At 61.2% G+C, this 17,763-nt stretch carries 19 protein-coding genes; 16 read left to right on the top strand and 3 right to left on the bottom strand.

The window, feature by feature from the left end:
- Positions 1 to 24 precede the first annotated feature (24 nt).
- The 12 genes from ACYQ2T_RS04305 (at position 25) to ACYQ2T_RS04245 (ending at position 11,887) form a co-directional block, all read left to right on the top strand.
- Positions 25 to 258, top strand: a complete 234-nt coding sequence (locus tag ACYQ2T_RS04305; RefSeq protein WP_459900084.1) for a DUF1799 domain-containing protein — start codon at positions 25 to 27, stop codon at positions 256 to 258.
- Positions 255 to 2,795 (top strand): phage tail tape measure protein, encoded by a 2,541-nt coding sequence (locus ACYQ2T_RS04300; RefSeq protein ID WP_459898730.1) that lies wholly within the window; start codon positions 255 to 257, stop codon positions 2,793 to 2,795. Before ACYQ2T_RS04305 ends, ACYQ2T_RS04300 begins: the two co-directional genes overlap by 4 nt.
- On the top strand, positions 2,796 to 3,674 hold the full coding sequence (locus ACYQ2T_RS04295) for a hypothetical protein (protein WP_459898728.1): 879 nt from the start codon (positions 2,796 to 2,798) through the stop codon (positions 3,672 to 3,674).
- Between the two features lie 9 nt (positions 3,675 to 3,683).
- Positions 3,684 to 4,688, top strand: a complete 1,005-nt coding sequence (locus ACYQ2T_RS04290) for a hypothetical protein (protein ID WP_459898726.1) — start codon at positions 3,684 to 3,686, stop codon at positions 4,686 to 4,688.
- A 105-nt stretch (positions 4,689 to 4,793) separates the two neighbouring features.
- Complete coding sequence (locus ACYQ2T_RS04285; RefSeq protein ID WP_459898725.1) at positions 4,794 to 6,362, top strand: hypothetical protein; 1,569 nt, start codon at positions 4,794 to 4,796, stop codon at positions 6,360 to 6,362.
- Positions 6,359 to 7,108 carry a phage BR0599 family protein gene (locus tag ACYQ2T_RS04280; protein ID WP_459898723.1) on the top strand — a complete coding sequence of 250 codons (750 nt, stop codon included), beginning with the start codon at positions 6,359 to 6,361 and terminating at the stop codon, positions 7,106 to 7,108. The genes ACYQ2T_RS04285 and ACYQ2T_RS04280 overlap by 4 nt, the downstream gene beginning before the upstream one ends.
- A 9-nt stretch (positions 7,109 to 7,117) precedes the next feature.
- Positions 7,118 to 7,351: a hypothetical protein gene (locus ACYQ2T_RS04275; RefSeq protein WP_459898721.1), complete on the top strand. Its 234-nt coding sequence runs from the start codon at positions 7,118 to 7,120 to the stop codon at positions 7,349 to 7,351.
- Positions 7,348 to 7,650 (top strand): hypothetical protein, encoded by a 303-nt coding sequence (locus ACYQ2T_RS04270; protein WP_459898720.1) that lies wholly within the window; start codon positions 7,348 to 7,350, stop codon positions 7,648 to 7,650. The genes ACYQ2T_RS04275 and ACYQ2T_RS04270 overlap by 4 nt, the downstream gene beginning before the upstream one ends.
- Positions 7,651 to 10,308 carry a phage tail protein gene (locus tag ACYQ2T_RS04265; RefSeq protein ID WP_459898719.1) on the top strand — a complete coding sequence of 886 codons (2,658 nt, stop codon included), beginning with the start codon at positions 7,651 to 7,653 and terminating at the stop codon, positions 10,306 to 10,308.
- 257 nt (positions 10,309 to 10,565) lie between these two features.
- A complete protein-coding gene (locus ACYQ2T_RS04255) occupies positions 10,566 to 11,153 on the top strand; it encodes a Fic/DOC family protein (RefSeq protein WP_459898715.1) in 588 nt (195 codons plus the stop codon).
- A 125-nt stretch (positions 11,154 to 11,278) separates the two neighbouring features.
- The gene (locus ACYQ2T_RS04250) at positions 11,279 to 11,464 is read left to right on the top strand and encodes a type II toxin-antitoxin system HicA family toxin (protein ID WP_459898713.1); all 186 of its coding nucleotides are present in this window, start codon (positions 11,279 to 11,281) and stop codon (positions 11,462 to 11,464) included.
- Positions 11,465 to 11,491: 27 nt separating this feature from the next.
- Positions 11,492 to 11,887, top strand: a complete 396-nt coding sequence (locus tag ACYQ2T_RS04245; RefSeq protein WP_459898711.1) for a type II toxin-antitoxin system HicB family antitoxin — start codon at positions 11,492 to 11,494, stop codon at positions 11,885 to 11,887.
- 78 nt (positions 11,888 to 11,965) lie between these two features.
- Here ACYQ2T_RS04245 and ACYQ2T_RS04240 read toward each other — a convergent pair whose 3' ends face one another.
- Positions 11,966 to 13,510: an SNIPE associated domain-containing protein gene (locus tag ACYQ2T_RS04240; RefSeq protein ID WP_459898709.1), complete on the bottom strand. Its 1,545-nt coding sequence runs from the start codon at positions 13,508 to 13,510 to the stop codon at positions 11,966 to 11,968.
- 182 nt (positions 13,511 to 13,692) lie between these two features.
- Between ACYQ2T_RS04240 and ACYQ2T_RS04235 the strand changes: the two genes are divergently transcribed.
- Both ACYQ2T_RS04235 and ACYQ2T_RS04230 read left to right on the top strand, forming a co-directional pair.
- Positions 13,693 to 14,151 carry a PAS domain-containing protein gene (locus ACYQ2T_RS04235; protein ID WP_459898707.1) on the top strand — a complete coding sequence of 153 codons (459 nt, stop codon included), beginning with the start codon at positions 13,693 to 13,695 and terminating at the stop codon, positions 14,149 to 14,151.
- Positions 14,152 to 14,274: 123 nt separating this feature from the next.
- Positions 14,275 to 14,844: a hypothetical protein gene (locus ACYQ2T_RS04230; protein ID WP_459898705.1), complete on the top strand. Its 570-nt coding sequence runs from the start codon at positions 14,275 to 14,277 to the stop codon at positions 14,842 to 14,844.
- Between the two features lie 79 nt (positions 14,845 to 14,923).
- Here ACYQ2T_RS04230 and ACYQ2T_RS04225 read toward each other — a convergent pair whose 3' ends face one another.
- Positions 14,924 to 16,027 carry a helix-turn-helix domain-containing protein gene (locus ACYQ2T_RS04225; protein WP_459900083.1) on the bottom strand — a complete coding sequence of 368 codons (1,104 nt, stop codon included), beginning with the start codon at positions 16,025 to 16,027 and terminating at the stop codon, positions 14,924 to 14,926.
- Positions 16,028 to 16,484: 457 nt separating this feature from the next.
- On the opposite strand from ACYQ2T_RS04225, the gene ACYQ2T_RS04220 reads away from it, so the two are divergent.
- Together ACYQ2T_RS04220 and ACYQ2T_RS04215 are read left to right on the top strand one after the other, a co-directional pair.
- Positions 16,485 to 16,910, top strand: coding sequence for a hypothetical protein (locus ACYQ2T_RS04220; RefSeq protein ID WP_459898703.1), 426 nt, complete (start codon positions 16,485 to 16,487; stop codon positions 16,908 to 16,910).
- 87 nt (positions 16,911 to 16,997) lie between these two features.
- Complete coding sequence (locus tag ACYQ2T_RS04215; protein ID WP_459898701.1) at positions 16,998 to 17,384, top strand: hypothetical protein; 387 nt, start codon at positions 16,998 to 17,000, stop codon at positions 17,382 to 17,384.
- Here ACYQ2T_RS04215 and ACYQ2T_RS04210 read toward each other — a convergent pair.
- Positions 17,381 to 17,644, bottom strand: a complete 264-nt coding sequence (locus ACYQ2T_RS04210; protein WP_459898699.1) for a hypothetical protein — start codon at positions 17,642 to 17,644, stop codon at positions 17,381 to 17,383. The two genes, ACYQ2T_RS04215 and ACYQ2T_RS04210, sit on opposite strands and share 4 nt — an antisense overlap.
- Positions 17,645 to 17,763 lie beyond the last annotated feature (119 nt).

Here is a 17,763-nt window from a genome sequence, read left to right as displayed (position 1 = left end):
CCACACTGCGCCGGCTGCGAGTGGCTGGACGGCCGCCCGCAGCTGCACGCAGACAACGCCGAGGCCTACCGCCTGTGGCGGGCGGCCTGCACCCAGTGGCGCGCCACGGGCTTTGGCGTGGTGGGGCTGGACTACCCCGCCCTCTTTGCCGTGGCCGACATTGTGGACGTGGACGTGACGCCAAGGGTGCTGGAGCTGGTGCAGGGGTTGGAACGGTTTGAATTGCAACGAGCGAGTGAGAGGAACGAGACCACATGAGCAACCTGCATACACGCATCATTGTCTCCGCGCGAGACACCGCGACGGCAACGTTCCGACGCACCTCGGCCAGTGTGCAGGGGCTGACGCGCAACGTCATGTCCTTGCAGGGCGCGCTGGTTGGCCTTGGTGCGGGCGTAGCCCTGCACCACGTGCTGGACCAGTTTGCCACGCTGGACGACGGGCTCATTGGTATCAAGAAGACCACGGGCATAAGCGGCGACGCGCTGGCCGGACTGGGTGACAACATCCAGCAACTGACCACCACCATTCCAGCCACCACGGCGGAGCTGCTGGGCATCGCCCAGGCAGCTGGTCAGCTGGGTGTGCAGGGCAAGGACGACATCCTCGCCTTTACCGAGACTGTGGGCATGCTGGGCATGGCCACAGACATGCAGGGCGAAGAGGCAGCGACCACACTGGCCCGCATGCTGAATGTGGCCGGCGAAGCCGCCAGCGAGGTGGATACGCTGGGCGCCGTTATCGTGGCGCTGGGCAACCAGTTTGCGGCCACGGAAAGCGAAATTGCGGCCGTGGGCACCGAGGTGGGGCAGGCCACGGCCGCTTTTGAAGTGAGCAGCGCGGAAGCCGCCGCCCTGGGCGCTGCGCTCAAGAGTATGGGTGTGCGCGCGGAACTGGGCGGCTCTGCCGTTGGGCGCGTATTCCGCGCCATCGACTCTGCCATTCGCGCAGGCGGCGACCAGCTCCGCGAGTTGGAACGCCTGACAGGACGCACCGGGACGGAGTTGCGCCGCATATTTGCCACGGACTCGCCCGAGGCGTTCCGCCTGTTTGTGGCTGGTCTTGGCGGCGTGATTGACAGCGGCGGCAGTGCGGCGGCGGAGCTGGAAAAATTTGGCCTCAAAGGCGAGGAAATCCTCAAGGTGCTGCCGACCATCGCCACCCGCAGCGATGAAGTGGGCCGCGCCCTGCGCATTGCCCTGCAGGAGGTGAAAAACGGGACCGCGCTGACCGACGAAGCCACCGAGGCCTCCAAGTCCTTCCGCAAGCAGATGGACCTGACGCGCAACACCCTCAACATGGCCGCCGCCGACATCGGCGAAGAGCTGGCGCCGGCTGTGCTTGAAGCGTCGAAAGCGTTTCGGGAATTTGTGACCGAGAATAAGGGCGAATTTGCTGAGTTCGCCAACGACGCTGTGCGCTTTTCCGATTCCCTCGCGCCGGTGGCGTCGGACATTTCCGACCTGACCAGCAGCGCAGTGTCCGGCTGGAATTCCCTGCCGGACGAGGTGAAATCCGTTGGCTTCATTGGTGCCATAGTCGGTGGCAAGAAGGGCGTGGCCGTCTTGGGCATGTCCCTTGCGCTGATGGACACATTGAGGAACTCATTCCTTGGCATACGCGCTGCTGCCGCAGGCGAACTCTCTTGGGACGATGTACGAGATGCCAGCCCCGAGGAAATGGTGGACCTGCTCCACAAGCTGGAAATTGCCCGCAAAGACCGCGCCCTCATGAACAGCGCGCCGACGCGAGGACGCGTCATTGATAAGGGGGCGCTTGAAGCCGAATTTAAGGCGCAGCAAAAGCCCAAGAAAGACAAGCCGCCAAAAGACGCCCCCAAAGAAACATCAACGAGCACCGCGCAAGACAGCTTCACCATGTCCCCGGCGCTCTCCGGATACTTTACCGACCATCCCTTTGACGCGCGCAAGCAGGCCGAGGACACGGCCTTTGCCGACGCCCTTGCCAAGCAGAAACAGGCCCTCGCCGACTTCCACACCGAGTACACCCGCGTGACAGAGGGCGAAACCGCTCTCGCCGAGGAGGCGGCCCGCGCGCAGGCCGAGGCGTGGGAGCGGGCTGGGGCTGACAGGCTGCAGGTGCAGGAGTGGCTGTCCGCCAAGCTGGAGGGCGTCGAAGAGCAGCGCCTTGCCGCCTCGCGCGAGGCGGCTGACGGGATGGCGCGGGCGCTGTCGCGGTATGTGGACGAAGCATCCAACTGGGGCGCGCAGATGGAGACCTTTGTGGGCGGCAGCCTGCATTCGCTGGAGGACCAGCTGGTGAACGTGACCACCACGGGCAAGTTTGCCTGGCGGGACATGGTGTCGAGCATGGCCGCTGATTTGTCGCGGATGCTCATTCAGCAGCAGATTACCGGGCCGCTTGCCGCGCTGCTGGGCGGAGCGTCATCGGCCGAGGCTGGGGGCGTGGTGTCCATGTTTGCAGGCCTGTTTCACAGCGGCGGCGTGGTTGGCGAGGGGGGCATGTCCCGCGGCGTCTCTCCTGCCGCGTTTGTTGGCGCGCCGCGCTACCACTCCGGCGGCATTGCGGGCCTCGCCCCTGATGAGGTGCCCGCCATACTGCGCCGGCGCGAGGAGGTGCTGACCGAGGACGACCCGCGCCACCGCGACAACCTGCGCCCGGCCAGCACCGAGCCGCCGCAGGTGAACGTGCGTGTGGTGAATGTGGTGGACGAAAAGGACACGGCTGCGGGCTATCTGGGCAGCGCCGAGGGCGAGCGCACCGTGATGAACATCATCCGCAAAAACCGCCAGACCCTGAGGGAGATTGTATAGATGGCATTCGAGACGGGAACGGCCACGGACTACAAGGACATGCTGGCGAAGCTGAAGGCCTTCGCCGTGGCGCAGGGCTGGACGGCCCTGCGCTATGAGCAGGGAGCGGGACACGAGCCGGACGAGCTGGTCCTGCGCGGGCCGGACAGCGGCGGCCAGCAGGTGTACGTGGGCGCACGCACGGAAACCAATGAGATTGGCGGTTATAACTGGCGGCTGCAGGGCTTTACGGGCTTTGACCCGGCGCTGACCTTTGACGCACAGCCCGGCGCCATAGACAGCTACGCGCCGCGTCTGCTGCTCATGGATGGAGGGCTGCGGTATTGGCTGAGCGTGAACGCCCGGCGCATCGTGGTTGTGGTGAAGGCGAGCACCACCTATCAGGTGGGGTATTTGGGCCTCATTCTGCCCTACGGCCCGCCCAGCAACTTGCCCTATCCGCTGCTGATTGGTGGGTGCAGTGACCGCAATAGTGCGTGGAATGTGCAGGAAGAGTACAACTCTGCATTCTTCAACCCGTTTGATCCAAAAAGCACACTGAACAAGAAAGGTTCATGCAAATTTCTCCACGGGACGTGGCTTTCATTCATTAATTATAGGTACGGGACGAGCCGCCTTGACCTCCTCAACGTATGGCCTTCCAGCTTTGAATACAGAAACGAAACACCAAATGGCGAAAGAGTGCTTTACCCCTTCATACTCTGCTCACGGCAGGCGAATGCCAAAGGTATTTTTGGCGAATTTGACGGTGTTTTCTTTTTGGGTGGAACGGGGGTGGCCGCCGAGGACGTGATCACGCGGGCGGACGGGGAATACATTGTGTTCTCCGGCGGACATAAAACTGACGCCAGATCGTATATGGCGCTGCGCAAAGCGTAAGGAGGCCATATGCCCTACTTGCATTTGACGGACATTCAAAGCCCCCATGTGTTACTGGAGGCCATTCGGGATTTTTTGACCGCTAATGGGTGGTCGCTCGACAAGTGGGCGCACGACGCGTCGAGCTACGCTACATATTCTGGCTCGGCTTCCAATGAAGGATACCGACTCCATGTACACAATGGGGATGTCTATCTGCACCTTCGGTCGGCAACTCGTGCAAGCGTCTATTCAACAGGGTCTTGGTCAAACGGAACGATTGATGGATATACGCAATACCGTCGCCAGTTAACTGGTTTGGCCCTGTATCCTTCCGATGGCTTTAACGCTGAGTTACCGTGGGACACACAAGGGAATTATCCCCGGAATTATTACACTGATGAGGGCACAAGCGTTGGCTCTGCCATTCGCATCGAACCCGGTGTGACGCCGGCGTGCCATGTTTTCCTCTGCAATAATCCTGTCTCTTTGTGCATTTCCGTCGAGTGGAGCATTGGGAAGTGGCGGCACTTGGTGGCCGGCGATGTACACAAATTCGGCCAATATGACGGTGGGCTTTTTTGTGCAGGGTCTGCTAAAAGCCTTGAGCTACTTTGGCCTAGCTATAATGAATACTTCATGAGCGAAATGAGTGGCGGGTGTTACATTCCCTCTTTATGCCCCGCTAACGCCAACTCCGGAGGCTGGGTGTATTTCGATAAGGGTCTTAATGACCCTCGGCTCTCCAACGCAGCCTTGACTGAAAGCCGCTTTACCGAGGCTTTGCTGCGCTACTCGGCCCCGAGCTTTGCGGGGATTCATCCGCTGTTGCCGCTGTATCTGCACGCCTACGAAAAATCCGGATGTTCCGTCAAAACCTGCATTCTCGGCGAAGTGCCGGGGATGCGCATTACGCGCTCCGATGTCTACAAAATGGGTGAGGTTGTCCGCCTTGGAGATACGGCGTGGATGATTTTGCCTGTGTCCACGGCGAGCAACCTACATGCCCTCGCACTCCTTTATGACGGAGCATAGGCCATGAGCTCGTACGCTGGTTTTCAAATTCCATCTCTGACCGGCGGGGCACCTGCCGAGAGTGCACGGAGCATTCTGGAATGGCCGGGAATCACCGCTTTCGGCATGCCTACTCCGGCGCCCGTCAACGGCCCGCACCATAGCGCCCAGCCCACCGCCGCCGTGCCGGACGCGCATGGCGGGGTGTATGTAGGCTCGTACTTGGACCTGATTGCCGATCAGGTGCATCTGTCGCCCATCCGCATCGACTGCGGGAACATTGTGGGGGAGCAGGTGCACGCTGTGAGCCTGTGGAACACCCACGCCGCGCCCGTAACCTGCACAGCCCTTACCAGCGCACAAGGCGGCGAGGTGGAGCTGATAGGGCCGGAGGCGCCCTTTGCCATCCCCGCGCTGGGCGAGGCAACGTACACGGTGCGCGTGCCCCTTGATGGCGCGGCGGGCTTTGAAACGCGGCTGACGTGGGAATTCCCCGGCGCGGCGGTGACACTGACCGTGACCGGGCGGCGCATTGTGGTGTGGGCGTGGCGGCCGCAGCAGCCCATAGTGGAGTCGCTGGAATGGCTGACACGCGTGCGGCGTACCCATGCCGGAGACGAGCAGCGCACCGCCCTACGCGGCGCGCCGAGGCAGGGCTTTGAATACGCCACGCGTCTGGCCGACGAGGCCGAGCAGGCGCACATGGACGCGCGCATCTGGGCGTGGCGGTCGCGCGTGTGGTGCGTGCCCATCTGGTGGGAGCTGCGCCGCAGCGCGGGACCAGTCCGCGCAGGCGACGCGGCCGTGCTGGTGGACACGGCGCATGCGGACTTTCGCGCCGGGGGCGTGGCCGTACTGTGGGGCAGTGACCGCCGCAGCGAGGCGGTGATGGTGTCCGGCGTCACCAGCGGGGCGCTGGACCTTGCCCAGCCTGTGCAGGGAGACTACCCCGCCGGGTGTTTGGTGCTGCCCGGACGCATGGCCACCCTTGCCGAAGACCCCACCCACACCGAACGCGGCGCCGGACTGCGCGATACGCGCGTGCGCTTTGCCGTGACGGAAAACGCTGCCATCCCCGGCTACACGCCGGAACTGACCTACGACGGCCTGCCCGTGCTGGCGCAGCCGCCGCGCCTTGCCGGCGGCACGCTCCCCCGCACAGTGCACCGCGACATGGACGTGGTGGACTACGCCACCGGCCCCGTGCTGCTGACCAGCGGCTGGCGGCACGATGTGGTGGACAGCGCCCACGGGGTGCGGGCCGACTCCACCGCCGCCGTATGGGCGCTGCGCCAAATGCTGCACCACCTGCGCGGGCGCTCCCGCACCCTGTGGGTGCCCACCTGGAAGGACGACTTTCACCTGCTGGACCCTGTGGGCGTGGACGGCGTGAACCTGCGGGTACGCGGCGCGCACCACAGCGGCTATCATCTGGACCCGCGCCGCCAGCACCTTGCCGTGCTGGACCGCGCCGGGAACATCATCGCCATGCGCCGCATTGTGGGCGTGGCCGCCGCCGGGGCAGACGTGGACATTGTGACCATTGATACCCCTGTGGGGCGCGAGCTGCACCCTGGTGCCGCGCGCATCTGTTACCTCATCAAAAGCCGCCTGACCGCTGACCGCGTGGAGCTGACACACCACCGCGCGGGCGTGGCCGAGGCGTCTTTGCATTTTTCCGGAGGCGTCTTGTGATTCTTGAGCTGTACCGATTCCGGCAGGGACTGCGCCGGTGGTGCTACACCAGCGCGGACACGCCCGTGGACTACAAGGGCGAGACCTACGCGCCCGCCCCCATTGAACGCGGCGACATCCGGCGCGCCGCAGAAAGTGCGCAGTCGCAAATAGAGATTGAAGCGGCGCACACCCTGCCGCTGGCGCAGGCCTTCATCCCCGGCGTGCCGCCCGGACGCGTGGAGGTGGAGATTCTGTCCGGCGACGGCGCGGCGTTTGCCGTCATGTGGTCCGGCATTGTGGCCGGGGTGCAGTTTGGGCGCATAACCTGCCGCATAGCTTGCGCCACCTACGGCGACGGGCTGGAGGCCGGGGGCGCTGTGCGGCGGCTGACGCGCGGTTGTTCGCATCCGCTGTACTCAGCGGCCTGCGGCGTGCTGCGCCAGAACTGGCGGGTGGACGCCGTGCTGGCCGAGGTACGCGGCAGCGTGATCCACGCCCCGGAGTTTGCCAGCCGGACCGACGGCTGGTTTGTGGGCGGGGAACTGGTGGCCGGTGAAGAGCGGCGCATGATTGTGGCCCACGCGGGCGAAGCCGTGACCCTGACCGGGGGCATTCCCGGCCTTGGCGCGGGGGCCAGCGTTGCCGCCTACGCCGGGTGCGACCATACGCTTGCCACCTGCAAGAACACCTTTGCCAACACGGCAAACTACGGCGGCTTTCCGTGGCTGCCGCAGACCAACCCCTTTACCGGGTCCATCGTCTAGGAGGCGAGTATGTGGGGATTCATCGCACTGGCGGCGCTGTCCGTGGTGACGTACGTAACGCGGCCCAAGCCGCCAAAGCCCAAAGTGCACAACGCCAAGGCCGCCAGCATCGAGGACTTTGACATACCTATGGCCGAAGAGGGCCGGAGCATCCCCGTGGTGTTTGGGCGGGTGATTATCACCTCGCCGTCCGTGGTGTGGTTTGGCGACCTGCGCACGCGGGCCATCCGGAGGAGCACATGATGCACCATGACGCACTGACTGCGCCCCTTGCGGCCCCGGACCCGGCGCGGGTGCGCGTGCGCCTGCGCCACATGCGCGCCATGCGCTACTGCATGCGCGGGGTGCGGACGTGGTTTGCGGCGCGGGGTTGGGACTGGCGCGAGTTTCGGGAGCACGGACGCGCGGCGGCGGACTTTTTGGCCGACGGCGACGCCATGGCCGGCGCTGTGGCGCAGGCGGCCCTAAGCGAGGCGCAGGACACATGGCTGGCGGCATGGCGCACGTGGTGCGCGCGGCAACTGCCACGGGAGGAGAACTAGATGGGCGGCGGCGGAAAAGGCGGCGGTGGCTCCACCACCTACACGGCGGGATACTGGTACGGGCTGGGCATGCACATGGTGCTGTGCCACGGTCCCATTGACCGGGTGCGGCGGCTCATTGTTGGCGAACGCGTGGCGTGGGACGGCGACTGCACAGGCGGACGCATCACCGTGAATGCTCCCAGTCTGCACGGCGGCGAGGACCGCGAAGGCGGCGTGCAAGGGGCGGTGGATGTGCTGCCCGGCGGGGCCGGGCAAGGGACAAACGACTACCTTTCCGCAAAGCTCCCCAAGGTGGGCGGCGAGCGCGCAGCCGTGGCCTTTCGCGGCGTGGCGTCGCTGGTGCTGCGCTCGCCGTGGCTGTCCGCCATGAGCAGCTACATCAAGGCGTGGTGGGTGGAGGTGGAGCGCCAGCCCAAGGGGTGGAACGGTCCGCACCGCGTCATCGGCGCGCACGGGGACGCGAACCCGGCGCACATCATCCGCGAATGCCTGACCGACCGGGTGTGGGGCCGGGGCTTTTGGCCGTACCAGATAGACGACGACAGCTTTGCCGCAGCGGCTGAGCGGCTGGCTGAAGAGGATTTCGGCCTGTCCTGCCTGTGGGATGCCAGCGGGCCTGTGGCGTACTTTATTGACGAGGTGCTGCGGCACATTGACGGCGTGCTGCGCGAGGACGCGGCGGGACGCCAGCAGCTTGTGCTTATCCGCGACGACTACGACCCGGACGCCCTGCCGGAATACGGCGAGGGCGAGATTGAAAGCGTGGCCGACTATTCCCGTCCGGGCTGGGGCGGCATCCCCACCCGCGCCACCGTGAGCTACACCGGGCGCGAGCTGGGCAAAGCCGCCACCGTTACCGTCCACGACATCGCCGCCGAGGCCATACAGGGACGCGGCGAGCCCATGGACCTGTCCTTTCCCTTCATCACGGACCCGGAGCTGGCCGGGCGTATTGGCTCGCGCGAGCTGCGGCAGGCGGTCTCCATGCTGGCGCAGGCCACCATCACCGGGGGCGACGCGCTGGCGCATCTGCGGCAGGGGGACGTTTTTGCCCTGCGGTGGCCGCCCCTTGGCATTGAGCGCATGGTGGTGCGCGTGGCCGAGGCCACACAAGGGCGCCTGACCTCCGGCGAGGTGCGCCTGCGCGTGGTGCAGGATGTATTTTCCTCCACCGGGGCCATCTATGGCGCACCCGTGGACGGCTGGGTGGACCCGGTTTCCGACCCGCAGCCCGCTCCGGAGCGGCTGCTGCTGGAACTGCCTTATTATGAGATTGTGCGGCGCGTCGCCAGCGAGGAATGGCTGGCGGTACTTGCCAAGGCTGGCGAGCTGGACGCCGAAGCCGGATACGTGCTGGCGCTGGCGCGGCGGCCAACAGCGGACGCCACGGGCTACCGCATTGAGGCGCGGGCGGCGGGGATGGAGTTTGCGGGGGCTGGCGTTGGCGCGTTTGCGGCCACGGACAGCCTGTCCGCTCCCGTGGGCGTGCAGGACACGGTGCTGCCGCTGGCCGGAGGCCTGCGCGGGGAAGGCGTGGAGTTGCCCGCCGTGGCCTACGTTGGGGCCGAGGCTGTAGAGATTGTAGAACTGATGGACGCGGGCGCTCGGGTTCACCGTGGCGTGCTGGACACAGTGCCGCAGGCCCATGCCGCCGGAGCGCGGCTGTGGGCGCCGGTGGCAGGTGGCGGCGACGGCGTGGTGCAGCGCGAGTGGACCGCCGGGGAGGAGGTGCAGGTGCGTCTGCTGCCCATGACGGGCAAGGGCGTGTGCGCGGCAGAGGACGCGCCCGTGGACGCGCTGGGCATGGACGCCCGCGCCGCGCGGCCCCTGCCGCCGGGACGGCTGCGCATCAACGGCGAGGCGTGGCCCGAATCCATTACCGGAGACCTGACCGTTAGCTGGGCGCACCGCGACAGGCTGCAACAGACTGCCACCCCTGTTCCGCAGGACGCCGGAGACATCGGCCCGGAGCCGGGCACAAGCTACGTGCTGGAGATCACCGGCGATGGCGGCAGGACGCTGCGGCGCGTTTCGGGTGAAGCGTGGGCCCTGAGCATCGTCAACGGCAACGCCGAGGCCGGAGACCTGACGGGCTGGGCCGTTACGGCCGGGGCAGCGGAAGTGCGCGAAACGGCCCCCACCCCGGCGGAGGGGGCGGCGTGCTTTGTGCTTGGCGGTGGCGCGGTGCTGGAGCAGGACGTGGACCTTGCCGCAAGCGGCGTGCGGCTGGCTGCCGTGGACGCGGGGCTGGCCGAGGTGACGGCGGCGTGGCGGCAGGTGGCCGTGGACGACGGCGCACGGGCCGCCCTGACACTGACATGCCTTGGCGCAGACGGCGCAGAGATTGGCGAACTGGACGCCGGGACGGAAACCGCCGGGGCGTGGCGCTCACGCTCCATCACCCTGCCGCTGCCAGCCGGAACGCGGCACGTGCGCCTGAGCCTGCGGGCCGAGGGCGGCGCAGCGGGCGTGGACGGCGCACAGGCGCAAGCCGCAGCCAGCGCCATGCTGGGGAACAGCTTCACCTACACCGAAGCCATGGAACGCGCGGACTCCGGCGGCGGCCTGAACGCGCGCCTCGGCGTGCGCCTGTGGAGCGAGCGGGACGGGTACGAGAGTTGGCAGGCGCAGGAATGGGAGGTGATGCGGGGGTGAAGGATGGTTTGCGTTTTCCCGGCAAAGTGCTTATTCTTCCTGTATGAAAACACGAAACGTCTATACCCTTGCCACGAGGAAGCGTCCCCAGTCTCGCCGGGAGGTTATGGCCCGGCGTTTGCGGAATGCTATCGCGTCGCTGGAGATTGAAGGTTTGCCTCTGACGGATGAAGAGATAGCCGTGTTTGAGGAATGTGTCCGCGAGGAGTGCTCTTCCGAACAGATGAAAAACAAGCTGAAAGAGCGATTCCCAAGCTATGATAACGCGCTACTCGCATGATGACGTCTATACGTACGATGACTCTCCGGTCCTAAAAAACAAGGCCGGCCACAAGACACAAGAGGCGCTCGACAGGTTCGAGCGCCTTTCTACTGCCCACCGTATGCTTGAGGACTTGCCGGGCGGCGCCTTCGACTATGACCACCTCAAAGCTCTGCACAGGCATCTTTTCCAAGACGTTTACGACTGGGCAGGTGAAGAACGGTGCGTCTCCATACGCAAGGGCGCGTCCCGCTTCGCCTTGCCTCCACATATTGCCAGCTTTGTGACGAACCTCCTCGCGAACCTGCAGCACGAGGACTGTTTGCAAGGCTTACCGCCCGACGACTTCATCCCCAGAGCCGCCCACTACGCACTGGAACTCAACGCCACGCACCCCTTCCGCGAAGGCAACGGGCGCGCCATACGCTGCTTCCTTTCCCTGCTGGCCGAAAACGCGGGGTACGAACTGGACGAAACCACACTCAAAAACGGCTGGCTCGACGCCTGCATTGAAGGTTTTTCCGGCTCTGACACGCCGATGCAAGAGGTTATAGCGCAGGCGCTGGTTGTGCTTGAGGAATGAGACAAGAGTGGAATTCAGGAATGTAAGGGCCGCCAAGCGCGGCCCTTTTCTTTTGGGCTGCGCTTTTCATACACACCGTGTGTAACCCTCTTGACATATATACACACGGTGTGTACTTTTGTCTCATGAACAGCAGGGAAATCATCAAGAAGCTCAAGGCGGCAGGGTTTGAAGAGGTGAGCCAGAAGGGAAGCCACTTGAAGCTGAAGCACCCAGATGGCCGCAGCGCTGTCGTGCCGCAACCGAAAAAAGACATGCCACTCGGAACCCTGCGAAACATTGAACGAACCTCACAAGTACAACTTACATAGGGGGCAAAAGCCCCTGAGGGGGAACCTATGTTGTATCCAATTGTTATTCATAAAGACGAAGATTCCTGCTTCGGTGTCAGCACTCTGGATTTTCCCGGATGCTCTACCGCTGGGGATACCATGGAAGAGGCGCTTGCAAACGTGCAGGATGCTATAGAGTTGTGGATGGACGATGTTGACGAACTGCCCGACCCCACCCCGCTTGAAAAGGCTGTGCTCAGCGAAGAGGCCGAGGGCGGCGCGGTGGTGCTGGTTGATCTGGACCTGGCCTTCCTTGACCGCCGGGCAAAGCGCATCAACATCACGGTGCCGAGCTACGCTTTGGCCAAAATCGACCGAGCTGCCAAGAAGGCCGGACAAAGCCGCTCCGAATTTTTGGTCAACAGCGCCCTGCGGTATACCCCAAAGCGCGAGGCTGTGTAGCTGGTTTGCCTCCCGGACTGGGCTGTGAGGGGGTAAGTGGCCCGGTCCGGGGGCGGCAGTTTATACAAGAAGATGAGGTTAGGCTGCGGACACAGCGCCTTCGGCTTTCTGAGCCGCCGTGCGCAAGGTCTGCGATTCCCGATACTGCGCCGCTTCCGCTTCCATCGTCCAATGAGCCTCAATACCCATTTCTTCAACAAGCTCACGGATGCGCGTAATGCCTACATTGAAGAACTCTTTGCGGTTGTTAACGAGGTTCACCTGCTGGGCCTCAAATTCATGATGCAAGGCGTTCTCAAGCGCCGGAGCATCTTCACTGAAGAGCATGGCGTGGACATCAAACGGGAACGGAACGCTGGCGTCGCCGAGTTCGCGCACACGGTCGAATGGTTCAAGTCGGCGAGTCATGCCAATCTTGAAGACCTCTTCCCCAAACGACCCCACATTTGAAATAACGTATACATGGCCACGCCTCGTTTGCTGGGCCATGGACAACGCGCGTTCGTTCTTGGCTTCTGCCTCGGCCAACTTTTCTTGCAACTCCTGCAGCTGCTGCTCAAAGGCCACCCGCTGCTCCTCGTTCGCCTCTTCAAGTGCCTTCTGCGCCTTCTTCATCTTGGCGACGATATCCTTTTCTTCCTTCTCAGCCTGCTTTCTAGCCTTCTCGTACTCGCGCCGCGCCTTTTCCTCTTCCCGCATGGCCTCTTTGATTCGGCGTTGTTCTTCGCGTGCTTCGAGCTTGAGTTCATTCGTCGTCACAGCCCAGCGCAATTCGTCTAAGCGTGCTTCAAGGTAGGCAGGTTCGATGCGGGCCTTTCTGAAAGCCTCTCCCGTTCGATTCACAAGGCTGAATGCATCCAAGATTTCCTGCTTCAGCTTGCCGAGGTTGTCGTGCTTAACCTTGGCGAGCGTCGTATCCACCTTGCCGTTAAAGGCATCAAGCACAAAACGGATTGCCGTTTCTTTTTTGTTCTTCTCGACATACTCGCAATTTGCCGCCAACCCTTGCTTGATCATCTCGCGCGTGTGCTTGCGCGCGGCTTTCAACTCCTGCCCTGCCTGTTGGTGGTCAAACTCCTCGGCCAACGAATCAAGGATACTCCGGTTGGGTACAAGGTACTCATCCCCGTATCCATTGATAATATTCCGCATAGCGCGCACGGTTTTTTCGTACATATCGGCCTTGCCTTTTGCCTCAAAGGCATCTCCTGCTATGCGTTCTGCCTCTGCTTTGGCTGCGGCTTCAATGCGCTGCGCCTCCTGCACGGTGGCATCAAGCTGCGCCTTGGCACGCTCCCGCATTTTCTTCGATTCGTCCTTCGCTGTGGTCAGAATCTCTTCGCTACGGGCTTCCGCATCGCGGATCACTCTGTACTTGCTGAGGGAGAGCACCTCTTTTTGCTTCTGCTCCAGTTCACTCGCCAGTCGCCCTTTCTCCCGCGTTAGCTGCTCCTTCTCCCCTTGTGCCTTGTCCAGTTCATCAGCAAGGCGCGCAACATCTTTAGCCAAGGCCTCGGCTTGCTCCTGCGTTGCCTCCAATTCGTTCCTTAATTTACTCGCCGTTTTCCACAAAGGCACGATGACGACAACAAAAAGGACACCCACCAAAAGAACATACTCCATCACAGACTCCTCAATTCGGATTCAACTCTTCATGCATTAACCACAGTGCAAACACACAAAGCGATACAGAAAATCCATTCACTGGGCAACCTGTGTAGGCGTAAGATTGTGTAATCTCGACGCAAATACACACATGGCCGAGTCTTCCGGTTTGGCGCATTCTCTGCCAAGAACAACGGCTTATGAGCAAGCCTGCCCAATCCTGCAAAATTCGGCCGTATGCCGACCTTTTGCGCTCCGCGCCATGGCTGCCCGCTGCACTTGTGCGGGTCTGCCTTCGCGCGCCGGCGCGGCGGGAGCCGGTGTTTGTGAGCGAGGCGTATTGCGCGCTCCTTGGACGGGAACGGGAAGAGGTGTTCGTGGGTGGCGACTTGGGGCAATGGCGTGAGGTGCTGGCCGGGCCTGAGGAGCGGCTGCGGCTGCAGCGTGCGATTTTGGAGGGCGAGCCTGTTGGGACGAACACCGTTGTACGGCGCCCAGATGGGGAACGGGTGTTGTGTCAGTGCTTAGTTCTGCCGGCTGGGGAGGCCTGGGCGCGGCTGGTGGTGGAGTTTCAAACCACGCGCGACGGGCCGGCCGTGGAGATTGCCGCACCGGATATCCTGAAAATGTTGATGAAAACTGTGTCGTCGCAGAACTAACCGTAAAGCGAACAGTGGCACGCTTGCACGATATGCGGGCATGGTATATCAATTTCCCGTTTACCCTAACACATACACCGTTGCCCTTCGCTTCTATTGCGCAAGACTTTTGAGGAGCTTTCCATGCAGTCACAACCACGCCACATTCTTTTCACCCTGCTTTGTCTCGCCAGTTTCTCTTTTGGACTGGTCTCTCCGGCACAATCGGCGACAAAGGAAAACATCCTTTTCGGTGATTGGTATGGCCAAGTTGATGAAGACGTAATGACAGGCAAAAAAGACTATTACATCTTTTCGTATTCCGAAAACGCCCTGCAGGGGTGGCTCAAGAGAAACCGCCTTCTGCTTGGGTATTCCAACGGTTTTTACCTACGAGCCAATGACGTGGGATTGGCATCCGAAGTCAAACATACGTCTTACGGCTATCATAAGATTCAACGTTGCCGCTTGAAGGTTGATGACAACAGCCCCAAAACGTTCGAATTCGATGTATGGGATAAGAATAATGACGGGATGTCCTTAGCAACCCATGAAGACAAAAAGCAAAAGAAGCTCATCCAAATGATGAAGGCGGGGAATACTCTTCTGTTTGAGGTTGAGCTCTTCATGACTAAGGGCGAGAAGCAGATTGCCCGCTTTGGCCTCAAAGGCTTCACCAAGGCCATAAACTGGCTACAAAAGAACAGCCAGTAAACGCATTAAACCGCGCACCCCAAAAGCCCCCGACACGACTTGTGCCGGGGGCTTTTGGGGTGCGCGGTGTGGGACTCGCCTAAATCAGGCTATGGCAAATGCGCAGGACACGGCCGAGGACGTGGCAGGCGTCGGCGGGGATGGGTGGGGCCGCTGGGTCTGTGGCTTGGAATGCTGGCCCCTTGGGGCCGATGGTCTGCGTGCGGATGAGGATATTGTTTGCAACCACGATTGCATACATCGCGCCACTGATGGACCGGGTTTGCCCGAGGTCCAGCAGCAGCTCGTCCCCTGATTGGATGGTTGGGGCCATATCCAAGGCTGCTGAACGCATCCAAACGAGCTTGCGCCAGTTGTCCACCATTTTGTCCACGGTGCTCCGGCGCATGGCGATAGCGGCCATCTGATCTGCCGGAACGACCTGCCCTTCATCCCCCAGCCACGGCTCAATGAAGGGGATATTCACGAACCCTTCCACGTGGCGCACCTTCACATATTCCGATCCGTAGACAATGCCCGTGGGGGCCTTCTCCGGTGGCAGATTGAGGCGCGAGTTCACCGCGCCGAGCATGGTCACCGTGGTGGAGCCATCGCGCGGGATGCGCGGCCCGTGGAGGCGCTCGTCTTCATCCTCCCCAAGCCCTTGCATGATCTCCTGTTCGCGCTGCCGCTCCTCGCCCGTGGGCGCGGTGAGGACCATTCGCACGCCGTCGTAGCCGGGAAGGTAGGCCTCGCCTTGGCCGGTGCACAACCACTCTGGGTTGACGCCCCTCGTCTGCTTAAGCGTCTTTATCCACGTCTTCGGGACAGCCCCACGCTTCTTGGCAACTGCAATCGCCTGCCTAGAAACATCAAGGAGCCGAGCAAGGTCACTAACAGACGTTAAACCAGTCGCTTCGACCATACGAGATACAATCTGTTCAAAATCCCCCTGCTTCGTCGTCGCGCCATTTGCGCCCTCTGAGAACAGGATTACATTTTCGTAACCCTCAAGCCGTTTCTCGCCTTCACCAGTCATCACCCATTCAGGGCGAACCCCTCTTCTCGCCTTTAATTGCTTAAGCCAACTCTTGGGCACAGTTCGCTTACGCTTCGCATTATATATAGCCTGTGGGGTTATTTCGAATTCTTGAGCGAGGTCCGTGTCTGAAAGGCTACCAGTAGCCTGCATGATACGGCTCATTATAGCTTCAAAATTTTCCTCTGACTCGACCACGCGCGGCATTCCAACCTTCCTTGTAACTTAATTTACAAAGTTACATGAAAATGTATTGACAACAAACCAAACCGCGCTGTAATTGTTTTGAAACCAGTTAACAAGACAACCACACTCGCGGGGGCATTATGGCACTTTGTAAACCCGTTGACAGCACAAATGAAAAACGACGTCAAGCACAACTCAGGGCTTGGTTTATCGAGCGAGAGACCACGCAAGTCGAATTCGCCAAACGCGTAGGGGTTTCTCCGTCTTACCTATGTTTGTTGCTCCAAGGAAAACGCAATAATAGCAAAGTGTTCAAGGCACTACTTGAAGAGGGCGTGCCTGCAAACTTGCTACCCAAACCGTTCATACAGGCTGATCGTTAAAGTAAACTAAATTTATTGTCTGTTACAACGTGTAAGCCAAAGGAGTTGACACAATGACGACCAGCACAACGAACGAGACGGCCCATCACTCCAACACCCTTGAAGCCCCCACTCCGCCACAGAAAAATGCACCGAAGGCGGCTACCAACGGTGCGCATAAAGACGGATTCACCCACATGGGGAGTCTCAACCTCAAGCATCAGGTCGCAATCGAAGCCGAAGAGCTCTCTGGCAACCTCCAACGCGTCACCATCCACCGTCGCATCCCGTCAGAGTCCAACCGGTCAGAAGCCGACTTCGCGTTATTCAAGGCCCTCTGCAAATTCCTCGGGTGGAATGGCCCAATTGCCCAATCTGTCGGCAAAAGGCTGCACCTTGAGGAGGCTACGCGTCGCGTTGAAGAAGCAAACGAATATCATCAGTCGTTAGCTCACGCGTCTGCTGGGGAGTCCAGTGGTACAGGCTGCTCGAATTTCTAGAGCGTTCGACAGCCACAGATAAGGCGTCAAGAACAGACGCCAAAACAAGAGCCCTTTCGCATCAATCGAACAAAAGGAGCTTTCTCCATGCCGACCAGCACCACGAACGAGACGACAGAACGGACCATCATCCCTCCAAGAAACTTCGACACCTTCGAAGAGTTTGTCGAAGCCAACCTCACCGACGAACTCCGCGAGTGCATCCAGCTCCTGCAGGATGAAGGCTTCATGATGGACGGCAACAAGCTCGGCTGGACCCGCACCTACAATACAGAGGGAACCCGCACTGGCCGCGTGTACGTCAGCCTTTCTCTCACGCCCAAGGAGCCTTGGCCCAATAAGCTCACGGCCAGACGTAGCTTTTACGGCACTGACAAAGATATCCCCGACATCAATGCCGAGTGGACGTTTACTCGCCATGATGCCGGGGAATTGAAGGTGGCTCTTGCCAGTGTGAAGAGGCTTTACGCCTAGGCGTAATAAATTTCCTTCCAACCGTCTTCGTCGGAGAGGCTAGGCATGTCTTGTTTTACCTGCTCATCAAGTTGGTCCTTTGCCTTCAACAGGAGGTTAAAAATGCTCCCAAGATGTGCCATGGCCTCAGTCGCATGTTTGTCTTTGTCGGAATATGAGGCCGAGATCATGCCCCTCGCTCCCTGCACTTCATCGTAAATGATTTTAATTTTCTGCCCTAATTCTCGGTGCTCCTCTAGCGTCAAAGGCTGCTTCTTCATTTCTAACCCTCCGAACATGTTTGAATAGTTAAATTTATAAAGCGTTAGACCACCACAGATACACCGTCAAGGACACGCGCCAAAACAAGAGGCCTTTCGCATCAATCGAACAAAAGGAG

The organism is Desulfobaculum senezii (assembly GCF_054657395.1).
This window is presented reverse-complemented; position numbering and strand designations above follow the sequence as displayed.

Bases quoted from the DNA above. Each gene is read 5' to 3' on its own strand.
- ACYQ2T_RS04300 (WP_459898730.1), top strand. From the start codon at position 255: ATGAGCAACCTGCATACACGCATCATTGTCTCCGCGCGAGACACCGCG.
- ACYQ2T_RS04295 (WP_459898728.1), top strand. From the start codon at position 2,796: ATGGCATTCGAGACGGGAACGGCCACGGACTACAAGGACATGCTGGCG.
- ACYQ2T_RS04290 (WP_459898726.1), top strand. From the start codon at position 3,684: ATGCCCTACTTGCATTTGACGGACATTCAAAGCCCCCATGTGTTACTG.
- ACYQ2T_RS04285 (WP_459898725.1), top strand. From the start codon at position 4,794: ATGCCTACTCCGGCGCCCGTCAACGGCCCGCACCATAGCGCCCAGCCC.
- ACYQ2T_RS04275 (WP_459898721.1), top strand. From the start codon at position 7,118: ATGTGGGGATTCATCGCACTGGCGGCGCTGTCCGTGGTGACGTACGTA.
- ACYQ2T_RS04270 (WP_459898720.1), top strand. From the start codon at position 7,348: ATGATGCACCATGACGCACTGACTGCGCCCCTTGCGGCCCCGGACCCG.
- ACYQ2T_RS04265 (WP_459898719.1), top strand. From the start codon at position 7,651: ATGGGCGGCGGCGGAAAAGGCGGCGGTGGCTCCACCACCTACACGGCG.
- ACYQ2T_RS04255 (WP_459898715.1), top strand. From the start codon at position 10,566: ATGATAACGCGCTACTCGCATGATGACGTCTATACGTACGATGACTCT.
- ACYQ2T_RS04250 (WP_459898713.1), top strand. From the start codon at position 11,279: ATGAACAGCAGGGAAATCATCAAGAAGCTCAAGGCGGCAGGGTTTGAA.
- ACYQ2T_RS04245 (WP_459898711.1), top strand. From the start codon at position 11,492: ATGTTGTATCCAATTGTTATTCATAAAGACGAAGATTCCTGCTTCGGT.
- ACYQ2T_RS04240 (WP_459898709.1), bottom strand. From the start codon at position 13,510: ATGGAGTATGTTCTTTTGGTGGGTGTCCTTTTTGTTGTCGTCATCGTG.
- ACYQ2T_RS04235 (WP_459898707.1), top strand. From the start codon at position 13,693: ATGAGCAAGCCTGCCCAATCCTGCAAAATTCGGCCGTATGCCGACCTT.
- ACYQ2T_RS04230 (WP_459898705.1), top strand. From the start codon at position 14,275: ATGCAGTCACAACCACGCCACATTCTTTTCACCCTGCTTTGTCTCGCC.
- ACYQ2T_RS04225 (WP_459900083.1), bottom strand. From the start codon at position 16,027: ATGAGCCGTATCATGCAGGCTACTGGTAGCCTTTCAGACACGGACCTC.
- ACYQ2T_RS04220 (WP_459898703.1), top strand. From the start codon at position 16,485: ATGACGACCAGCACAACGAACGAGACGGCCCATCACTCCAACACCCTT.
- ACYQ2T_RS04215 (WP_459898701.1), top strand. From the start codon at position 16,998: ATGCCGACCAGCACCACGAACGAGACGACAGAACGGACCATCATCCCT.
- ACYQ2T_RS04210 (WP_459898699.1), bottom strand. From the start codon at position 17,644: ATGAAGAAGCAGCCTTTGACGCTAGAGGAGCACCGAGAATTAGGGCAG.